The sequence below is a fragment of the Colwellia hornerae genome, from assembly GCF_007954355.1.
Lineage (GTDB): Bacteria > Pseudomonadota > Gammaproteobacteria > Enterobacterales > Alteromonadaceae > Colwellia_A > Colwellia_A hornerae.
Genome location: NZ_VOLR01000030.1, coordinates 21,041 through 41,448, shown reverse-complemented (window position 1 = coordinate 41,448; position 20,408 = coordinate 21,041). Strand labels below are relative to the sequence as shown.

Here is a 20,408-nt window from a genome sequence, read left to right as displayed (position 1 = left end):
CGACATCACAAAATATATCTATTAACTTATTCATCTGCCCACCTCTGTTGCTTTCAAATCGTTTTTAGTCGAAAGATCTGATCGCGAGGTGGGCAATTAGTTCAATCCTTATCCAGTTCTCAGGTTATTTATATACCTACAGCAACTTTTTCAGTACAACCTGCCGACACTGAAATTGTTGGTGATTATTGGGTAAAATCTTTCTGTTTACCTAGGCAGCACTGGTTAACGTTATTAGCTGAACAAACGGATGAATTTAAAAAGTATTATCACGGCTTTTCCACGATGTCGGCAACTGACCTTACCGAAATAACAGGACTGTCGTTAGCAGAAGCTAAGCGCGCCCAGCAACGCCAGTATGGTGAACCCATTCAATGGTTGGGTGATGAGGTCAGCAAAAATAACTTTATAGAACATCTTATTGATTTAGGCGCCAATGTTGTTCAAGGGGGTCGGTTCATGCATATCGGAGGCTACTGTGACAAAGGCCAAGCCCTAATTTGGCTCACAGAGCAATATCGAGAAAACTTTAATAACCCTGCAATTCTGACCATTGCCTTGGGGGATGGTCAGAATGATAGCCCAATGCTAGAAGCCGCAGATATCGCGGTACAAATTCGTTCACCCGTGCATAACTTTCCCAAACTCTATCGCCAATTTAAAACAACTCGTACACAAGATTATGGTCCTCAGGGTTGGGCTCAAGCACTACAAACCCTGCTAGCAAAGCAACTACTTTCATCTTCTACTATTACTAAGAGGTAAACCATGGCTGATTTTTATCAAAACGGTACCGTAACCACGCTACATAACCTAGCACAGCGTGAACCAGCAGATATGGCAGCTGAATTACTAGCCTTCTCTAAAAAACGCTCTTTAGGGCTTATTTTACCTTCATTATTTTCTGAATTAGAAGGTAAGGCCTTGCCCGACATTATTAATAAAATTAAAGATGTCGAATATTTATCAGAAATAGTTATTGGTCTTGACCGTGCCGATCTTGAGCAATATAAACACGCCTTAACTTTCTTTGGTCAACTGCCGCAACATCATCGAGTATTATGGAATGACGGTCCAAGACTACAAGCGCTAGATGCAAAATTACAAGCCTTAGGTTTAGCCCCTAAAGAGTTAGGTAAAGGCCGTAATGTTTGGTATTGCATGGGCTATATTTTAGCTTCGGGTAAAGCTGAGTCAATTGCCCTACATGACTGTGATATTTTAACCTACGAACGTGAGCTACTAGATAGATTACTTTACCCTGTTGCTAACCCTATGTTTAATTACGAGTTTGCCAAAGGGTTTTATGCGCGAGTTGCCGGAGGAAAAATAAATGGTCGTGTGTCTCGTCTATTAGTAACACCACTAATTAAGGCCTTGAAAAAAACAGTCGGTCATTGTGACTATTTAGAATACATGGACAGTTTTTTATATCCTTTAGCTGGTGAGTTTTCATTCCGTCGAGATGTATTAAACGATATTCGTATTCCTAGTGATTGGGGCCTTGAAATTGGCGTGCTCTCAGAAATGTATCGCAACTATTCGCCTAACCGTTTATGCCAAGTTGATATTGCGGCGACCTACGATCATAAGCATCAAGATTTATCTTTAGATAGTACTGATGGCGGTTTATCAAAGATGTCGATTGATATCAGTAAAGCCTTTATTCGTAAACTTGCTACCCAAGGTGAAACCTTCACTGCAGAAAAGTTCAGAACATTGAAAGCGACTTACTATCGAATTGCCTTGGATTATGTCGAAACTTATCGAAATGATGCCATGATGAATGGCCTTACCCTTGATATTCATAATGAAGAAAAAGCCGTTGAGATGTTCGCACAGAATATATTAACCGCGGGCAATACCTTCTTAGATCAACCCATGGATACGCCATTTATTCCTTCTTGGAATCGAGTGGTTAGTGCCATACCTGATATTTTATCGCAACTAAAAGAAGCGGTAGAGTTAGATAACGAAGAATTCAGTCAAGCATTATAAAAACAGGTGCCATATGCCAACGCAAGATAATCAGTTAAAACCTAAATTGCAGGGTAATTTAAAAGAAAAGTTAATTCAGCAGCTTTCGACTATTTATCACGATGTTCAGCTTGAAAAGTCAGTAGGTGATATTGCCCAAGCTCTGCTTGATATCATGGAGTTATCTAAACAAACAATGGCGGCGAAGCCTTTCTCAAATCATTGGTCAGAAGAAGATATTATCTTAATAACCTATGGCGATAGCATAGTTAAGACTGATGAAGCACCGCTGAAAACGCTGAAAAAATTTTTAGACACTAAGGTTAGCAATACGATTAACAGCGTACATATTTTACCTTTTTTCCCTTATAGTTCCGATGATGGTTTTTCAGTTATCGACTATTCATCGGTGAATGAGTCGTTAGGTACTTGGCAAGATATTACCCAAATAAGTGAGCATTATCGTTTAATGTCTGATTTAGTCATCAATCATTGTTCAAGCAGAAGTGCATGGTTTGACAATTTCATTAAAGGTGAAGGACAAGGCAGCGATTATTTTTTTACTGCACTTGCTGATGATGACTTGTCAGCTGTTGTCAGACCACGAACATCGCCACTGTTAAAGGAAGTTGAAACAGGTAAAGGCAAACAATTTGTTTGGTGCACATTTAGTCATGACCAAGTTGATTTTGACTTTCGTAACCCTGAAGTGTTAAAAGCTTTCGCTTCTATTATTAAACAATACCTTGATATGGGTGTAAAAATCTTTCGTTTAGATGCCATCGCGTTTTTGTGGAAAGTCGTAGGAACACCCAGTATTAACTTACCCCAGACTCACGAGGTTGTCAGGTTATTAAGGACGCTTATTGAGTCAGCTAAACAAGACGCTGTTATTATTACTGAAACCAATATCCCCAATACGCAGAACCTCACTTATTTTGGTAATGCCAATGAAGCCCATGGGATCTATAATTTTTCATTGCCACCGTTGTTATTAAATACCTTACTGACCGGTAACTGTTTGTATCTTAAACGCTGGCTGATGAGTATGCCACCTGCACAAGACGGCACTATGTATTTTAACTTTATTGCATCACATGACGGTATTGGTTTGCGCCCGGCAGAAGGATTATTAGATGAAGCTGAGCTGAATAACTTAGTACAAGCAGTAGAAAATTTTGGTGGCAAAATATCATGGCGCACTACAGACACCGGCCAACAAAAAGCCTATGAAATGAACATATCACTTTATGATGCCATGCAAGGCACAGTGCAAGGTAAAGATCAGTGGAACTTTGAGCGTTTTATTTGTGCACATGCCATCATGTTTGCCCTTGAAGGCATACCAGGTATCTACATTCACAGCATGCTAGGCACACAAAATGATTACCAAAAATTAGCAAATACCCATCATAACCGAGCAATTAACAGGCGTCGCTGGCATGTAGAGGCTTTAGAAGAAGCGCTTAATGACAGTAACTTACACCATGCAAAAGTGCTTTCATCATTAAAATCTTTATTGGCGTTAAGAATTAAACAACCCGCCTTTCACCCTAACGCAACGCAATTTACCCTACATTTAGGTTTGCAATTATTTGGCTTTTGGCGACAAAGTAAAGACCGAAAACAAAGCATGTTTTGTGTCAGTAATATTTCTGATCAACCGGTAGTATTACCCTTGAGTGAGTTGAACTTAATTATTACCGAATCATGGCTTGAACTGCTTACTCAAGTAAAAATAACTGATTTAAACCATGAACTTATATTATCACCTTATCAAACAGTATGGATATCAAATATATAAAGTGAAAAGTTAAAAATAAACGCTATACTAAAAATAATTTTGGTATTAACTGCAGATTAGCTTTGAAATAGCTGGGGACTATCAATGAATGATTATTTTGCACCTCATGGTGAATTCAAATTACAGGTGAGTAATAATATAGTTATCGCGCGCTTAACAGGTTCTTGGAATAAAGAGTGTGCAGAGGATTTTTCACAAGCGTTTATGGCGCAAGTAAAATTGTTAAAAACACAAAGATGGGCACATTTAGTCTTCTTAGATGACTGGCAAATAAGTGTTCCTGAAATTGTCCCTATTGTTGATGATTTAGCCGCTTTTTGTATTTTAAATGGTTTAGAAAAATCAGCGCAAGTCGCCAATGAATCAATGATGAAAAAAATGTACCTCGATAAAATGGCAATTGAAACAAGGAGTAATTTTGAGAGGCGAATATTTTCTGACCAAGATAAAGCGATTAGCTGGCTCAGTGAGTATGGTTTTACTACAGCACAAGGATTATCTGCTTACGAGTTAGTTTAGCTTAATGGTAGTGCTAGAAGTTTTTCGTAAACACAAAAAGTAATTGTAAACTACTGTTGTTTTCAACCAAAGGACTCTCAGTAATACTTTTGTCAAACCAAGTGTATTCGAGATTTAAGCGGGTATATCCAGCAAAAAAAATAGGTGTTGCAATTGAAAGCCCAAGACTCTTATTAACGCCACTATGACCAAGGTAAGCCCCCCTATTTTGGTTCACTTCGTCTTTAGAAACACCATAATAATAATCGACATGGCTTTTATCTAAGAAACTTAGTGAAATTGAGGGCTCGAAAAATATTGGTCCATACCTAAAAACATGACCAATCGTTGATTTTATCTCGAAACCATTTGATCGATTTAGCGCATCAAACATCGAGGTAAGTACAATTTTCCAATCATTTTTTTGATAGTCAATGCCAATTCCTGCATCAAATGAACTTTTTCTTTTTCTCATCCCTTTGAAAATAGCACTGTCCGATTCATCAAACCCTTGAAGCCTCGGCGCTAGTTTTGCCGACAGGGTAAAACGATTAGCATCTAATAACTTGTAATTGATGAAGGGCCCAAATACCGATAAGTTTTCACCTTGATAACCAAACAAAGGTAAAGGCATTGTGCGTGTGTTATAGCCTTTATATATCTCTTTATTAACACTGATACCTGCGCCATATAAAAAGCCTGTGGCTTTTTTACGTTCAGCTGCTACGGCCGTCCCCTGCTCTGAAAAGACATAAAAAGAGGGAAAAAATAAAATTAGTATTAACGCTTTATAAATATTTCTTATCATTGGATGATTGTTACTAAATTTTTATCATACTCGCTATACGTTTAAAAGTAGCATGAGGTTTAAACCTCTGATGAGATTAATCTAACAATAACTTATTATACATTTATCATAACTCTATTTTTTCAGTGTTAATTTAATAAGCGCTTATTAAAAATAATATTTATTATAACAAAGCGTAAAGTTCAACCTTGTCTTTACTTTTAGCTAGGTACAATAATAAAAATATTTTAGCGAGGTGATCGACCTTGGCCTAAACTACGTACAACTAAGCATAAATTATATTATCGGGTAAACTTAAAATGAAACACTTGAGCCATAACCAATTGTTAGAGATGGATGCACGCTACCGAGCTCAACTGATCAATAGTTTATCTGGATTTAAAAGCGCTAATCTCATTGGTACACGCAACAAGCAAAACCATAACAATTTAGCGATATTTAGCTCTGTTGTCCATTTAGGTGCCTCACCTGCTCTAGTGGGTTTTATTACTCGCCCAGACATCGTAGAACGTCATACTTTAGAAAACATTTTGCAGACTAAACAATTCACCATAAATCAAGTTAATGAAAGTTTTTGGCAAGCGGCCCATCAAACATCAGCGCGTTACGATGCCGACCAATCAGAATTTGAACAAACCGGTTTAACCCCTCATAACGTTGCCGGTATCAATGCACCTTTCGTTAAAGAAAGCCACTTGAAGTACGCCTTAAAACTGCGTGAGATAGTGCCAATCGAACTTAATGGTACCCAATTAGTCATAGGTGAAATCACTGATATTCTTTGTGATGACCTCGCTATCAAAGCCGATGGCTATATTGATATCGAATCATTAGGTACGGTTGCCATATCAGGACTAGATAGCTACCACACCAGTCAACGGTTATCACGATTGAGTTATGCGAAGCCAGAAATTCAGCCTATAGAAATTTCACTTGATGGCAATACACTTGACGGTAATTCATTTGAAATCTAAATAAGCGTCACTGGACTCTGGGGACAAAAATGAAAAGTTGGCAGTTACTTGGCTATCTTGGTTTATTACCTTTTGCAGGTTTTTTATATCTGAGTGTTGGGCTAAAAGACTCATCTGTCTTCGCACAACAAGCTTTCATAGCCTATAGCGCTATTATAGCCAGTTTTATTGCGGGCACATTGTGGCGTAAAGCAGAAGACAATACTCGGCTAATACAGCAAATTATCAGTAATTTATTAAGCTTAATCGCTTTTACCACTTTACTGATGCCCGGTGATTTGGCATTGATAGTATTGGCGTTCAGCTTTATGTTTTTATTTTTATATGAAAAAAAATTAGCAATGGTAGAGCAAGTAAACGATTTTGATGTCGGTTACATGCGAATGCGTTTTTGGTTAACTTTTATTGTGCTCTCACTGCATACCAGTGCTTATTATTTGTGGTTCTTTTATGTACCCAATAACTTTTAGGAAAATTCATGCTAACTATATTCTATGATGGCAACTGTCCGATGTGTGCAACTGAAATGATCCACCTAAAAAGGCATGATCAAGACAACATCATATTTTTGGTCGATATACATCAAGAAAACTTTTCAAGCCTTTATCCTGCAATTGATTTTTCAGCAGCTATGAAAATATTACATGCAACTTATAATGGTAAAGTTTTGCTCGGTTTAGAGGTAACACATAGGGCTTGGACACTTGTTGGTAAAGGTTTTTGGGTAGCTCCTCTTAATTGGCCAGTATTTAAAACAGTAAGCCACTGGGTTTACTTAGGACTGGCTAAATACCGTCATCAAATTTCAGCACTTCTCGCCAAAGTTTTTGGCATAAAAACAGCAAACTGTAATTCAGGAACTTGTTATGATAAATCAACTAACACTGATCATTGGCGCAAATAGCGACATTGGCAAAGCAATTGCCTCTCAAGTAGCTTCTTTGGCTGATACTGGGCTTATTCTTATTAGTCGACAAGCCATTGACGAGAAAGACACTGTTGAGGAGCAAAATAGCCTTAAAGTTAAAAAAATTACCGTTAAAGATTACCAACCGCAATCAATAGACAATGCTATAGCTGATTTAGTTGCACATAGTGAGTTACCCATAAGCCAAGTATTTGTCTGTAACGGCATACTACATAGTGAAACATTTCAACCAGAAAAACGTCTAGAAGACTTCGATGCACAAGCGTTTCAGCAAGTCATAAGCGCAAATACATTAACCCCAATGTTATGGGTTCAGAAGTTGACACCAATACTGACAAGGAAGTCACCCTGTAAATTTATTGTTTTTAGCGCCCGTGTCGGTAGCATAAATGATAACAAGTTAGGTGGTTGGTATAGTTATAGGGCATCAAAAGCAGCATTAAATATGATGCTTAAAACTGCATCTATTGAGTTGGCAAGAAGAGCAAAGAATATAAAATTAATTTCTTTTCATCCCGGCACCACAGATACGCCTTTGTCTAAACCTTTTCAAAAAAATGTCCCTGCAGATAAACTTTTTACCAGTGAATTTGTTGCTAAACAATTGCTAACAATTGTTGCTGATACGCCTATTGATCATACCTTGAGTTACCTTGATTGGCAGGGAAAGTCTATTAATTGGTAACTAATAGTTGTCGCCGTTAAAAGTTAACTATTTGGGGTTAACTTGTTGATGTAGGCTATTGAAATTAAGAGACAATAAAAAAACTGCAATGAGATTTACAGTTTTTATTTAAAATTGTTCATTAAAAGTTATTATTTTTTAGTAAAATCGTCAGCTATTTTATGAAAAGATTCAAGTGTCACTTTATTATCATATTCAATCGAGAATCTGCCATGAAATAACAAAGTTATTGTTAAGTCTTTATAGCCTAACCAACATGTATATCCATCAAAATCATGCCAAGCTTTAATACCAGAATATTGATAAACACCATCGAGTTTCGTGCCCTCTTTAGTAATGTGGTCATAGATTTCTAAAAAATCTCTTAGCGTTAATTGTCTATCTTTCATCAGTTAAAACTTAATCATTTGGCTGCATCGACCGCTAGTACTGCTGGTGCCGCACATTTCATCATAAGCTGTTTGATACTCTAGTGCAGCATTAAATATATTATTATCTCGAAGATAATTTTTAGCTTCAACTAAGGATCCCATCACAGCAACATCTCTAGATTGGTTTAGACCAATAAAATTATTGAGAGAATCAACCGATCCAACTAAATAATGGGTCGATTCAGCGACACCAATAATAGTGGGCATAGGTACTTGATTACTGTTAGTTAATGTATTCATCATCATAATTCTCCAACTTAAGTATAGCTATCATTACGGTGATACGATCATTAAAGATCAACTTTAGTAAAATTCATAGTTGAATTTTTCTAACCTATCACTTTAAAATATCTCGTTTGTCAAAAGATGCTTATCGCTATTATCCTTTAACTAATATTGAGATACAGCCATTAGGGAACATCTATGAAGAGTAAAACTGTCTGGTATCTCCATCTCCATGTAATGGATGAGTGGAAGTGTGTATCTTCTGGTAGCCTTGCTCATATCAAAAAAGCCCAGAGTATGTATATACAAAGTGGGATAACCACGCCGTTGAGGGTTGTACATAGTAAATTGATTAGTTCAAACAGTTAAATCAACAGATAACGCTTTTAAGCGAATAGCTCGGTTTATCATCTATATGGCATAGTCACTACAGCTGGATTAGAATTGATTGCTGATCTTTCTTGGTCATTTTACTGACCACGAGTAAATAAGAATTATCTATCATTCGCTCTAGCTCGCCCTGAGGAATTGAGCCATCTAAGATAATAGTATTCCAATTAGATTTATTCATATGATAGCCAGGGATGACGCCTGGAAATATATCACGTAATATTTCTGCCTCATCAGGGGCACATTTTAGGTTCATCCAAAAGTGGCCTTTAGCGTCTTCTGCAACCTTGGCACTTTTAGCGTTTGAACCATGAGAAATCGTGGCAAAAATTTTATTTTTGACCTTAAAAACGCTAATGTCATCGCCAAATGGATAATAAAGCGAGCTTGCAGATTTAGCTAATAAATAGTGCTCAGCCATTTGTTGGTTCATAGATGTCATTGGCGTTTATCTCTATACATTAAAGGCTTAAATTTACGGTCTAATGAATTTAAGCATAGCAATAAAGCGTTACTTTGGGTTAGTGAGCAAGATAAGCAGAAGTTTCAGCCAAAAAAATACCGATAAATAATTTATCGGTATTTTTAGCAAAAGCTTAACTCAGCTTAAATTAATAATAAGAAACTTGTGTTGGAATTGTTAAAATACTTTTACCGAAACGCTTTAACCAATAATATATCGCTGCAAAAATGGCAATGACGATGGTGATGCTAATTCCCGCTGACAACGGATTAGTAGCAAAAGTTGCCACTTGATAAGTAAATGTCGCCGCTAAATAGGCCAGTGAAAAACTCCATAAAGCCGCAAATCCAGCCCAACGACTGCCAACCTCACTCTTTATTGCGCCCATAGCTGCGGCACAAGGTGTATAAAGCAAAATAAATAACAAGTAACTAAATGCACCAATTTTACCGGCAAATGCCGCCTGCATAACGGTGAATGTTCCTTCATTAACGCCTTGTTGTTCTGCGGCGGTATGTAAGTTTGACACATCTCCGATATCAGTCCCTAAAGGATCATCAGCTTGAATGCCTAATAAGTTTTCTTTTATTGAATCCGTCGCGTCAGTCCACAGCTCAGCCATTGATTTTAATGCTTCTGGCTCGGCATTCGTATCAGTATATAAACTATTGAACGTAGCCACTAATGCCTCTTTCGCAAACAAACCAGTAATAATGCCAACACTGGCTTGCCAGTTATCTTCCTTAATACCCATAGGTGCAAGCAAAGGGGTAACAACCTGAGCACTTTTACTTAATACGGATTCTTGAGAGTCTTGGTGACCAAACTGACCATCAGTACCTAATGAGTTAAAGAAGTTAAGTACACAAACCACTAAGACAATCGTTTTACCTGCCCCCAAAATAAAAGACCGCGTACGTTGCCAAACACGATGCACGAGATAAGAAAGCTTAGGTATTTCATAAAGCGGTAATTCCATAATATTGACAGAATTTTTGCCCATTAATACGGTGTGCTTTAATAAAAAGCCAGTAAAGAGTGCTGCAGCTATACCGATTAAGTACAATAAGAAAACTAAATTTTGCCCCGAATCAGGGAAAAATGCCGCAGCAAATAAAGCATATACTGGTAAGCGTGCCCCACAAGACATAAACGGTGACATCATTATGGTGGTGATACGTTCACGTTCACTATCAAGAATTCGTGCCGACATTACCGCAGGAACCGTACAGCCAAAACCAACAATTAAAGGAACGAAAGCTTTGCCGGGTAGACCAATTTTTTGCATAGCACTGTCAACCACGAACGCTGCACGCGCTAAGTAACCACTGCTTTCTAAAATCGATAAGCCAATAAATAAACAAGCGATAATTGGAATAAAAGTCGCGACCGTTTGAATACCTAAACCCGCTCCCTCAATTAAGGTTAGCAACCACTGAGGTAAGTCATAACTTGATAAAAATTGTTGCGGATAATCAACAAAAATAGCGCCGGCTAAAATATCAAAAAAGTCGATAAAAGCGCTACCAACATTAATAGCAAACATAAATAATAAGTACATCATGCCAAGGAAAATGGGCACGCCTAACCAAGGGTGAAGGATAAAATGGTCAAGGCGATCACTTAAACTTATTGCCGGTGCTTTTTTGGAAGCCGGTAAGTCCTTTTTAACATCGAGCAATAACTGTTGAATAAACTCGTAACGCGCCTGCATAATACTAATAGCATCGGTATTGGTTTGCTGACAGGCACCTTGATCATTACAAGAGCCACATTCAAGATCAATTAACACTTCGGTTGAATTTTTATCAGCGAGTTTATTGACAATATTGGCTGATAATATTAATTTTTTTGGACGTTCACTTGCTGGAGGTAATTCAAGTAAAGCCTGTTCAACTTGCTTTAAGGTATCTTTAGCTAAGCTGTTAGCAATAATTACTTTACAACCAAGCTCTTTGGCTAAAATATTTATATCAACAGTTTGCGCTTCTTTTCGATCTGATTTATTGATAACCAATAATACCGGTAAACCGAGTTCAAGCAATTGAGTTGTTAAATACAATTGACGCTTTAATTGCGTCGCATCAACGACATTGATTAAACAATCAATGTCGTTATTCTTAAGAAAATCTTGGGTAATAGACAGATCTTTACTTTGTTCAGCACGAGTGGCAAGAGAGCTAATACCGGGTAAGTCTGAAAGTAAAACTTGCTCATTATTAAATGAAAAATGATGCTGTTTTGTCGCTACAGTGACACCAGTCCAGTTTCCTGTTTGTTGTTTCGCACCCGTTAAGGCATTAAAAAACGTGCTTTTTCCTGAGTTGGCAAAGCCAACTAGAGCCAAATGTAAAGCTTGTGACATTAGACGATTTCTATACCTATTTGTTGAGCGATACTCGGTGCTAAGCAAATTTTAGTACCATGAAGATGAAAGGCAAGTGGCCCATTAAATGGCGCTTTATGGGCTAATGATATTTCAGTTTTTAACGCAAAACCCTGCTCGATTAACTTTGAAGTCAAATCGAAGTTTGTCGGTAACGTGCGGATCACCGCTCGCTGGGTACGGGTTAATTGTGAAAGGGTCATAAACAACAACTCAAATAATAATGATTATCATTTGATTCTACTTTACTATTAACTTTTCAGCAAGCGTATATAACAGAGGAATTGATCTAAATCAGCTTAAATTAATCTACTTATAAATTTGATTTAAAATTTAATGGTTTATAAAGCGTTCGATATAAACAGATTAAAAAATAGAGTGAATTTATCAACGCAGCTCTCCTAAATCTGAAGGAGAGGTAAAAGAATAAAAACGTTATCATGATAAAAACTAACTATCCACTCGAAAAAATATCACTAACAATCCTGGTAACTTGTCAGTGATATGCTGTTTTTATAAAAATATTGTCTAAAATTTAGAAGCTATATGTCATTTCAGCCCAAGCACTAGTCCCTTGTGCAGGTAAACGATCCATAACAGTGATATCACTGCCTTTGACTCGGTTATAACCCCCTAAGTGATTTTGATATTCTTTATTTAGCAGGTTATCAACGCCAAAACGCAGCGTTAAGTTATTATTAACATAATATTGAGCGTCCATATTCAATACACCATAACCAGCACTTGTTTGTTCTTCATTAGTTAATGAAACATCTTTTTGTGCTGCTGCCATCACTAAAACCATATTTACGGACCAATTATCACTAAAGTAATTAGCACTTAACTGACCATTCAACGGCGCAATACGATACAAGTTATCATTAATATCACGACGTTCACCCCGCACGTAACTGACCACTGCTGATAATTGTATTTGATCATTTATAGCGTAATAGCCATTTACATCAGCACCATAAAGCTTAGCATCTACATTACTAAATTTTAGAGGGTTATTATCACTCGCCATCATTTGAGCCATCATTTTTGCTGACATATCTGACATACCGAGTGGCGTACCTTGAATATAATCATCAATGTTTTGATAAAATAGATGAGGCGCAATCATAACTTTTTCGGTTTGATAGGTAAAACCCACATCCACTTGATAAGCGGTCTCGCTTGCAAGATCGATATCACCCACATAAGTGTTACCATCGGCTAGCCCACCAGTTGACTCCATCGGGGTCCATAAATAAAGCTCTTGGTAAGCAGGCGCTCTATTTTTTACACCTACGCCAATATATAATGAGAAATCTGTCGATAATTGAGTTTCAGTGCTTAACGCAATATCAATATTGGTGTCATTGACACGGTGATCACTGTTATTAAAGTTATCCCGTAAATCTATGGCTAAATCAGCCATTGTTGGCATAGTTGAATTCATATTCCCCATCATTTCTGAGCCCATCGGCATCATCATTGCCATTGAGGTTGACACTTGACCTGCATCTAATTCAGCTCTTTTTAATCGAACACCTAGTTGAACTTTAGTCTTGTTAAAGGTTTGCTGCCACTGTGCAAAGAGCCCAAAGCGATCATCTTCGACATCATTAAAGTTTACCACCGCAAACATGGCGTTATTTGGGTTGGTGATCACAGAGTCATGCTTAGCTAAATATCCATCCAAACCAAATTCTAATTCACCAAAAGTAAAAGCTTTACCCAGCGTAAACTTAAAATTAGTTGTAATTCCACTAGCATTATTGCGACGGTGTTTTTCAGAATTATTATTCAATCGCTTTTCAAAGTTAGTCATACCATGATCAGCATCGGTGTAACCTAATAACCAGTTGGCTTGCCAATCTGCCAAGGTAAAATTACCGTCTACACTTGCCCGGTGACTATAAATATATTCAATATCCATGGGTAAAGCGGGCGTACCCGAATCTTGTGTATCGGTATAATGGTAACTAAAACCTGTTTCACTATTAGCGCCGAAATAACGTAAGTCGGTGCCAAATTGTCGTTTAGAAAAATCAGTTGGCGATATACTTTTCCCATCGCCACTTTCCATATTCTCACCTTCTTGAACATTGCCATAAAAAAGCCCAGCAATATTACCTTGGGTAAGGTTAACGACCGAAGATAAAGTCTGCGCTTCATTATTACTTCGAATACCGGCTTGTAAATCACCATTTACGGTAAGTTTTTCGTTGTTATAGGCTTCCGCTTTACGCATTTTTACATCAATAGCGCCACCAAGGGTATTTATGCCAACAGAAATTGGCGCGATACCACGATAAACAGTCATAGACTCAACAATTAACGGGGTAGAATAACTTAAGGGTGTGTCCATAGCATTAGGACCAGCGCCAATAACAGCTTGTCCATCAAGCGTTGTTGAAATTCGGTCGCCATATAAACCACGATATTGTGCAATACCGGTTACCGGACCATTACTGTTGACATTTGCACCAGGTACCGACTTTAACCAATTAGCTAAATCAGGCTCGGTAGTCTTCCCTTGAGCATAGCTTTCATTATTTTCAATACCAAGATGATGACGTTGATGAGTGATGGTGATCACTTCAATGTCGTCGAGGTTAGCATTTGAATCAACCACATTATTCGCAAAAGCACTTACCGACAAAAGACTGCTAGAAAGTAGAGTAGAACTTATTGCCAAAGCAATGGGTTTAATTGAAAACGTCATAGTTATTTCACTTACTTGTTTAAGTATACCAAATAGAATTGACGCTATTGTGTTAGCAATAATTAATTAAAACAAAGTAAAAACAAAGAAGTGCGACATATTGTCGCAATAAAAAACGGCTTGCTTGACCTAGGTCAAGCAAGCCGTTTAAGAAGGGTTATATTTATTTAATAAAGAACCTGACTTACCGGGCGGATAAAAGTGCTTAAGTGAGATAATGAGCAGCTAGTATTACTGAACAATGCCTAGTTTTTTCAAATGATTCATGGCTATTTTTACGCGCACCGCTTTCATTTCAGCATAGGTATCTCGATTGAAGTTAAAAGCAAAAAAGTGTACACCTTGAGTATTTTCAACAAAGCCAACATACCAACCTAACATACTACCGTCAGTAACTTTTCCTGCACCTGTTTTGGCATAAATTTTTGTATGCTTATTTGCTTTAATCAACATAATTGATTTTAATGAATCGAACGTTTCAGACCTTAAATCAAGCTGATTATGATACAGACGTTGTAAGAACTGCACTTGTTCCATTGCCGATATTTTTAAGCTACCATTTAGCCAGAAATCATCTAATTGTGAAGAAATATCTTGATTACCATAAGCAAATTTTTTGACATAACTTTGCAGATTAGCTTCACCAATATCACTGGCTAATTGACGAAAAACCGCCACCATTGAATATTTAAATGCACTCCTTAAATTATACTGAGGAAGTTTCCACACTGATGGCCACCATGCTTGTGGTGGATAAGTCGTTTTATTAAACGTTAGCGTTTGCTCAGTATCTTTAATTACACTTAGCTCTAAACCAATTAACGAGTTGGGTATTTTAAAGGTAGAAAATGGAGACAATTGCTCTTTAGCACGTTTGTCATTAATAACGGTTAACTCGCTTTGTTGGCTCCGTCCATTCATTTCACTAAGTAAAACAAAAGTACAAGTATCACCTTCAAGACATAGTTCAGTTGTTGCATCCGCTTGTACCAAGTGCGTTTGTGTAAAAAATAACAGGCTGGCCAATATAATAATTTTTTTCAACGTATTGTCCTTAATAAATAAGAGATAAACCACGGTAAACAATTCAGTTTCTCCTCACAACTTATACCGAAAATTTCATCAATAATCATGATTTAGGTCAGCTTATTACTTTAAAGTCAGCCAATACCTTGATTGCTTATTATATTAATTATTTCGTTCTGCATTTCTCTCTCCTAAGGTTTTCATGATATCTCGCCAAGTTAATATACCTACCGGGTTACTATTTTCATCAACAATGGGGATACACGACGTTTTAGTATTATTAAAAATATCAATAGCATCAAAAACATTCGCGTTAGGCGTTAAGGTTATCAATTTACGATTCAGTATTTGATGTGCTTTCTTATTTAAGGTTGCTAAATCTCGTGCTAGCTCTGCGGCAGTGCCTATATTAGGACTGAGTGCCTTAAGAAGATCTCTATCTGAAATAACCCCTGATAATTGTTTATTATCGACAACCAGCAAGTGATGAAAATTAGCATCTTCAAAAATATTTTTTATCGTCAATAATGTATCATCCAAAGATACGCTGACAAATGCTTTGGTCATGATGCTTGCTATTTTCATTGTGCTACCTTTTAGTCACTTTATTATTAACTATACAATACATTAACAAACAACAAAGAGAATTTACTTTATTTGGGGATAATAGATGACAATTAACCTAACAATGGCACAATGAACTAAGATTAAAAATAAGGAATATAAATGAAAGGTTTAACTACCTTAATTTTATTGTGTGTGAGCACAATAAGTTATGCTACCGAACAAGCAGAAGAAATATTCAAACAACTTGCACCGTCACTTTATCAAATACGACTTATAGACATTGCCAGCGGTGAAAAGTCATCTATTGGCTCCGGTTTTCAAATTAGTGCCGACGGTTTAATTGCGACCAATTATCACGTTATTTCCGGTTATGCACGTCATCCCAATAAATACACCATTGAAATTTTTGATCACCAAGGTAAAAAAGCCCCACTTACTTTGCAAAGTGTTGACGTTATCAATGACCTAGCCTTAGTCAAACGAGCGGCTGATAGCGATATGCCTTTCTTTAAAATTGCAAAGCGTGTTCCCCAAAAAGGCGAAGAGCTTTATTCGTTAGGTAACCCGCACGATTTAGGCATGATAGTCGTGCCCGGCACTTACAATGGTTTGAAGAATGAATCTTTTAACGACCGTATCCATTTTACCGGTTCAGTAAATTCTGGGATGAGTGGCGGACCTGTCGTTAATAAAAACGCTGAAGTCGTTGGGATAAATGTTGCGACCTCAGGTAATCAGATCGGATTTTTAGTACCACACGATAAACTGCTTAACTTATACCAGCGTTACAAAACAGCTAAACCTAAAAGTATTGCAGCACAAATGGCGCAACAACTTGCCGATAATCAAGACAAATTAATCACCACCTTGTTAAATAGCGAATGGCAGATGCGCCCTTTAGGAGAAGGTTTAATTCCCGTGGTTAATATTCCTTTTATTCGTTGCTGGGGAGAGTCAAACGCTGACAAAGCAGATGCTATTGTTTTAGCCGTTGTCGCTAATTGTTCGTTGGATGAAAACACTTACATCTCAAATGATTTTTTCACCGGCTCTATTGAAATGGAATATCGCTATATGCAAGCAAAAGAACTTAGTGACACTAAGTTTTATCAAATATTTGAGCGACAATTAACGCAAGTCATGCCGGGAAACAAAGCAGATAAAGATGATGTTACTGAATTTCAATGTCAGCACGATATTGTTACACCATCAAACCAAGCAATTACCAACAAATCAGTTTTTTGTACCCGAGCCTACAAAGATTTCCCTAAATTATTTGACGTTTTATACATCGCCATTTCTGTTGATAAGGGTGACCAAGCGTTACTTAGCCACTTTACCGTCGCTGGCGTAACACAAAATAGTGCACTCAAGTTTACAGAGAAATTTATGGAGTCTATTTCATGGAAATAATCATAGAAGAAATTACTCGTGCCCATAAATTAATAGCTCGACATAAATTTATGCACAATCACATCAATATTGGTCGAGGTTATGATAATGATATTATTATGGCTGACCCACATATTTGTGCCCAGCACCTTAGCCTGAATTTTAATGGTGAACATTGGGTGTTAAACGATGAAGGCTCTATTAATGGTAGCTTTTATGACGATGAGTTTTCAAAAACAAAATCAGCGGTTCATCAACACATAGTTCGTTCTGGACAAGTATTTATGATTGGCAAAAGTTTAGTGCGAATTGTTTTTCCCGATCACCCAGTACCTGAAAGTGTAAGTTTCAGCCCTTTTGAAAACATTTTAACCTTAACAAGACATCCTATCTTTTTAGCAGTAAATATTTTATTATTTGCCAGTGTTACCGGTTGGTTATTTAACCTTCACAACCCTGTAGAAGTCAATTTTACTCAGCTTTTAGTACCAGCCATTGGCATGACTTTACTCTTCGCACTTTGGCCTATTGGTGTTGCTTTAGTTTCTCATTTAACCAAGCATGATGCTCGGTTTTGGGGACAATTAGGCATCTGTTTTGTCTTTTATAATTTGATGTGGCTAAGTGATTTTATTGAAAACATTACCAGCTTTAATGCTTCATCTCAGTCAATACTCAGCCTGCTTGCCGCTTTTTTACCTATTGTATTAGCATTTTGTTTATTCTGGCTAAATTGCCAAATTGGTTTTCATATGACCAATCGACGCAGAACAGTAATAGCAAGTTGTATGACACTGCTATTGTTTGGTGGTAGCTTCTTAATTCAGTTCAGTAAAAAACCTGAATTCAGTATCCGACCTACTTTTAATACCACCTTAATGGCACCAAGTTACTTATTTACTCACAGCAATAATGTCCAAAGTTTTCTTGAGAATAGCAAAGCACTATTTAACGATGCGCAAGAAGCTGCACTAGAAGACAAGTAAAGCTGATTAACCAATAAAAAAAGCTAACGGACAGGTTAGCTTTTTTATTGGTTAGCCGATAAGAGAAAGGCTTAGTGGTTACCACACATTAAGGGCGAGGAATAAAACCTACCGCATCATAAACTTTTGCTAATATTTTACTTGCTCGAGCTGATGCTTTTTCAGCGCCGGCTTTCATCACCGAATCTAAATAAGCTTGGTCCTCACGGATTTGATGATATCGTTGCTGAATAGGTTCTAATAAAGCAACCACAGCATTAGCAACATCACCTTTTAAATGCCCATACATTTTATCTTTATATTGTGGCACTAACTGCTCTACAGTTTCGCCTGTACAACAAGACAATAAAGACAATAAATTTGATACACCTGGCTTTTCTTCAATATTAAAATAGATATTGGCTTCTTCATCAGAGTCAGTCATGGCGCGCTTAATTTTTTTACTGATTTTTTTCGGGTCTTCTAATAAACCGATAAAATTACCTGGATTAGTGTCAGATTTTGACATTTTTTTAGTTGGTTCAAGTAAACTCATTACTCGCGCACCAAATTCAGGAATATAAGGGTCTGGCACAGTGAATGTGTCACCATGAAGGTTATTAAAACGGGTCGCTATATCACGGGCTAATTCTAGATGCTGCTTTTGATCTTCACCAACGGGCACACGGTCAGCATTATAGAGAAGAATATCTGCCGCCATTAATACTGGATAAGTAAATAAACCTGAATTCATATTTGCTTCAGATTTTTGCGACTTATCTTTGTATTGTGTCATTCTGTTCAATTCGCCCATTTGTGTGTAACAATTTAACACCCAACTAAGCTGAGCATGTTCAGGGACATGTGATTGAATAAAAATGGTACTCTTTTCTGGGTCAACGCCGCAGGCTAGATACAAGGCTAAGCCATCAAGCGTCGCCTTTCGCAAATCAGCTGGATTTGGGCGAACAGTAATAGCATGTTGATCAACCAACATGTAATAGCACTCATGGCTATCTTGCATGCTAACCCATTGTTTTAACGCACCTAAATAATTACCAATGGTTAAATCACCTGATGGCTGACAGCCGCTTAATACGATAGGTTTACTCATGATTTCCCTTTATTTTATTTGATTTATTTATTGATTAAACTATTGGCTAACTTTAGCTAATTCGCTGCGCATTTCATCAATCGCCAGCTTATAATCTGGCTTTGAGAAAATGGCTGACCCTGCGACAAACATGTCAGCGCCCGCCGCCGCTATTTCGGCAATATTATCCGCTTTAACACCACCATCAACTTGTAAACGTATATCACGTCCGCTCGCAATGATGCGCTCTTTTACTAATCTCAGTTTATCTAATGTGGTGGGAATAAACGATTGACCACCAAAGCCCGGGTTAACTGACATTAACAAGATAACATCAAGTTTATCCATGACAAAGTCTAAGCAATGTAACGGTGTAGCAGGATTTAGTACCAGCCCAGCTTTACAGCCATGGTCTTTTATTAACTGCAGAGTTCGATCAATATGATCACTTGCTTCAGGATGAAAAGTTATAATGTCAGCGCCAGCTCTAGCAAAGCCTGGAATTAAACTATCAACCTGCTTGACCATTAAATGAACATCAATAGGAGCCGTAATACCGTAATCACGTAGCGACTGACAAATCATTGGGCCAAAAGTTAAATTAGGCACAAAGTGATTGTCCATTACATCAAAGTGCACAACATCGGCACCCGCAGCTAAAACATTAGCAACATCATCACCTAAACGTGCGAAATCAGCAGACAAAATAGAAGGAGCAATTAAAAATGAAGACATAGATAAACCTTTTTAGAATATTGCCCCGCATTATAACAACGACCTAAGGGAAAACTCTATAGATTCATGCGCGCAAGCGTTATTTAACTGAATGTTAATCATCAATCGAGACATTAATATCGAATGATGATTATTCTTTTGCTCTATTCACTATTTTTTATTACCACTCTTCGACTATAGCGCGAAAGGTATCATTAAAAATCACCTAGCAATAATAAGTCAACATTAGCCGATATTTGATGCACTTTTTATGAGCGTTTACGTTTTAATTGCACCAAAAAAGCTCGTCTATTATCACGCCCCTATTAAAGCATAAAAAATAGCCACACCAAGCTATTGAAATAAAAC

21 protein-coding genes are annotated in these 20,408 nt (G+C 37.3%); 10 read left to right on the top strand and 11 right to left on the bottom strand.

Going from position 1 to position 20,408, the window contains the following annotated elements; genetic code table 11:
• The first annotated feature begins 285 nt into the window (after positions 1 to 285).
• From ESZ26_RS16860 to ESZ26_RS16845, 4 genes are all read left to right on the top strand, one after another.
• The gene (locus ESZ26_RS16860; protein WP_146800697.1) at positions 286 to 765 is read left to right on the top strand and encodes an HAD-IIB family hydrolase; all 480 of its coding nucleotides are present in this window, start codon (positions 286 to 288) and stop codon (positions 763 to 765) included.
• 3 nt (positions 766 to 768) lie between these two features.
• The gene (locus tag ESZ26_RS16855) at positions 769 to 1,998 is read left to right on the top strand and encodes a glycosyltransferase family protein (RefSeq protein WP_146800695.1); all 1,230 of its coding nucleotides are present in this window, start codon (positions 769 to 771) and stop codon (positions 1,996 to 1,998) included.
• Between the two features lie 13 nt (positions 1,999 to 2,011).
• Positions 2,012 to 3,781, top strand: coding sequence for an alpha-amylase family glycosyl hydrolase (locus tag ESZ26_RS16850; RefSeq protein ID WP_223271697.1), 1,770 nt, complete (start codon positions 2,012 to 2,014; stop codon positions 3,779 to 3,781).
• 84 nt (positions 3,782 to 3,865) lie between these two features.
• Entirely contained in the window at positions 3,866 to 4,300 is a 435-nt protein-coding gene (locus ESZ26_RS16845; RefSeq protein ID WP_146800693.1) for a hypothetical protein, read from the top strand.
• 13 nt (positions 4,301 to 4,313) lie between these two features.
• Here the strand turns inward: ESZ26_RS16845 and ESZ26_RS16840 are convergent, their stop codons facing one another.
• Positions 4,314 to 5,087 carry a MipA/OmpV family protein gene (locus ESZ26_RS16840; protein ID WP_146800691.1) on the bottom strand — a complete coding sequence of 258 codons (774 nt, stop codon included), beginning with the start codon at positions 5,085 to 5,087 and terminating at the stop codon, positions 4,314 to 4,316.
• 299 nt (positions 5,088 to 5,386) lie between these two features.
• On the opposite strand from ESZ26_RS16840, the gene ESZ26_RS16835 reads away from it, so the two are divergent.
• Genes ESZ26_RS16835 through ESZ26_RS16820 form a run of 4 tightly spaced genes read left to right on the top strand, consistent with a single transcriptional unit; the run spans position 5,387 to position 7,674 of the window.
• Entirely contained in the window at positions 5,387 to 6,061 is a 675-nt protein-coding gene (locus tag ESZ26_RS16835) for a flavin reductase family protein (protein WP_146800689.1), read from the top strand.
• A gap of 29 nt (positions 6,062 to 6,090) precedes the next feature.
• Positions 6,091 to 6,531, top strand: coding sequence for a DUF3429 domain-containing protein (locus tag ESZ26_RS16830; protein ID WP_146800687.1), 441 nt, complete (start codon positions 6,091 to 6,093; stop codon positions 6,529 to 6,531).
• 8 nt (positions 6,532 to 6,539) lie between these two features.
• A complete protein-coding gene (locus ESZ26_RS16825; RefSeq protein WP_146800685.1) occupies positions 6,540 to 6,965 on the top strand; it encodes a thiol-disulfide oxidoreductase DCC family protein in 426 nt (141 codons plus the stop codon).
• Positions 6,928 to 7,674: an SDR family NAD(P)-dependent oxidoreductase gene (locus ESZ26_RS16820; protein ID WP_146800683.1), complete on the top strand. Its 747-nt coding sequence runs from the start codon at positions 6,928 to 6,930 to the stop codon at positions 7,672 to 7,674. Before ESZ26_RS16825 ends, ESZ26_RS16820 begins: the two co-directional genes overlap by 38 nt.
• A gap of 131 nt (positions 7,675 to 7,805) precedes the next feature.
• Here ESZ26_RS16820 and ESZ26_RS16815 read toward each other — a convergent pair whose 3' ends face one another.
• From ESZ26_RS16815 to ESZ26_RS16780, 8 genes are all read right to left on the bottom strand, one after another.
• The gene (locus ESZ26_RS16815) at positions 7,806 to 8,063 is read right to left on the bottom strand and encodes a DUF3081 family protein (protein WP_146800681.1); all 258 of its coding nucleotides are present in this window, start codon (positions 8,061 to 8,063) and stop codon (positions 7,806 to 7,808) included.
• A gap of 3 nt (positions 8,064 to 8,066) precedes the next feature.
• Positions 8,067 to 8,351 (bottom strand): DUF6482 family protein, encoded by a 285-nt coding sequence (locus tag ESZ26_RS16810; protein ID WP_223271696.1) that lies wholly within the window; start codon positions 8,349 to 8,351, stop codon positions 8,067 to 8,069.
• A 406-nt stretch (positions 8,352 to 8,757) separates the two neighbouring features.
• Positions 8,758 to 9,153 (bottom strand): MmcQ/YjbR family DNA-binding protein, encoded by a 396-nt coding sequence (locus ESZ26_RS16805; protein ID WP_146800705.1) that lies wholly within the window; start codon positions 9,151 to 9,153, stop codon positions 8,758 to 8,760.
• A 178-nt stretch (positions 9,154 to 9,331) separates the two neighbouring features.
• Positions 9,332 to 11,548 carry a ferrous iron transport protein B gene (feoB, locus tag ESZ26_RS16800; RefSeq protein ID WP_146800679.1) on the bottom strand — a complete coding sequence of 739 codons (2,217 nt, stop codon included), beginning with the start codon at positions 11,546 to 11,548 and terminating at the stop codon, positions 9,332 to 9,334.
• On the bottom strand, positions 11,548 to 11,772 hold the full coding sequence (locus tag ESZ26_RS16795) for a FeoA family protein (RefSeq protein ID WP_070375663.1): 225 nt from the start codon (positions 11,770 to 11,772) through the stop codon (positions 11,548 to 11,550). The genes feoB and ESZ26_RS16795 overlap by 1 nt, the downstream gene beginning before the upstream one ends.
• A 332-nt stretch (positions 11,773 to 12,104) precedes the next feature.
• Entirely contained in the window at positions 12,105 to 14,282 is a 2,178-nt protein-coding gene (locus ESZ26_RS16790; RefSeq protein ID WP_146800677.1) for a TonB-dependent receptor, read from the bottom strand.
• A gap of 231 nt (positions 14,283 to 14,513) precedes the next feature.
• Positions 14,514 to 15,326, bottom strand: coding sequence for a penicillin-binding transpeptidase domain-containing protein (locus ESZ26_RS16785; protein WP_146800675.1), 813 nt, complete (start codon positions 15,324 to 15,326; stop codon positions 14,514 to 14,516).
• 144 nt (positions 15,327 to 15,470) lie between these two features.
• Complete coding sequence (locus ESZ26_RS16780) at positions 15,471 to 15,893, bottom strand: CBS domain-containing protein (protein ID WP_146800673.1); 423 nt, start codon at positions 15,891 to 15,893, stop codon at positions 15,471 to 15,473.
• Positions 15,894 to 16,034: 141 nt separating this feature from the next.
• Here ESZ26_RS16780 and ESZ26_RS16775 point away from each other — a divergent pair, with 141 nt between their 5' ends.
• On the top strand, positions 16,035 to 17,288 hold the full coding sequence (locus ESZ26_RS16775) for a S1C family serine protease (RefSeq protein WP_146800671.1): 1,254 nt from the start codon (positions 16,035 to 16,037) through the stop codon (positions 17,286 to 17,288).
• Entirely contained in the window at positions 17,279 to 18,253 is a 975-nt protein-coding gene (locus ESZ26_RS16770) for an FHA domain-containing protein (RefSeq protein ID WP_146800669.1), read from the top strand. The genes ESZ26_RS16775 and ESZ26_RS16770 overlap by 10 nt, the downstream gene beginning before the upstream one ends.
• An 88-nt stretch (positions 18,254 to 18,341) precedes the next feature.
• On the opposite strand, the gene trpS is transcribed toward ESZ26_RS16770, so the two are convergent.
• Complete coding sequence (gene trpS / locus ESZ26_RS16765) at positions 18,342 to 19,346, bottom strand: tryptophan--tRNA ligase (RefSeq protein ID WP_146800667.1); 1,005 nt, start codon at positions 19,344 to 19,346, stop codon at positions 18,342 to 18,344.
• Between the two features lie 39 nt (positions 19,347 to 19,385).
• On the bottom strand, positions 19,386 to 20,060 hold the full coding sequence (rpe, locus tag ESZ26_RS16760) for a ribulose-phosphate 3-epimerase (RefSeq protein WP_146800666.1): 675 nt from the start codon (positions 20,058 to 20,060) through the stop codon (positions 19,386 to 19,388).
• Positions 20,061 to 20,408: the final 348 nt, after the last annotated feature.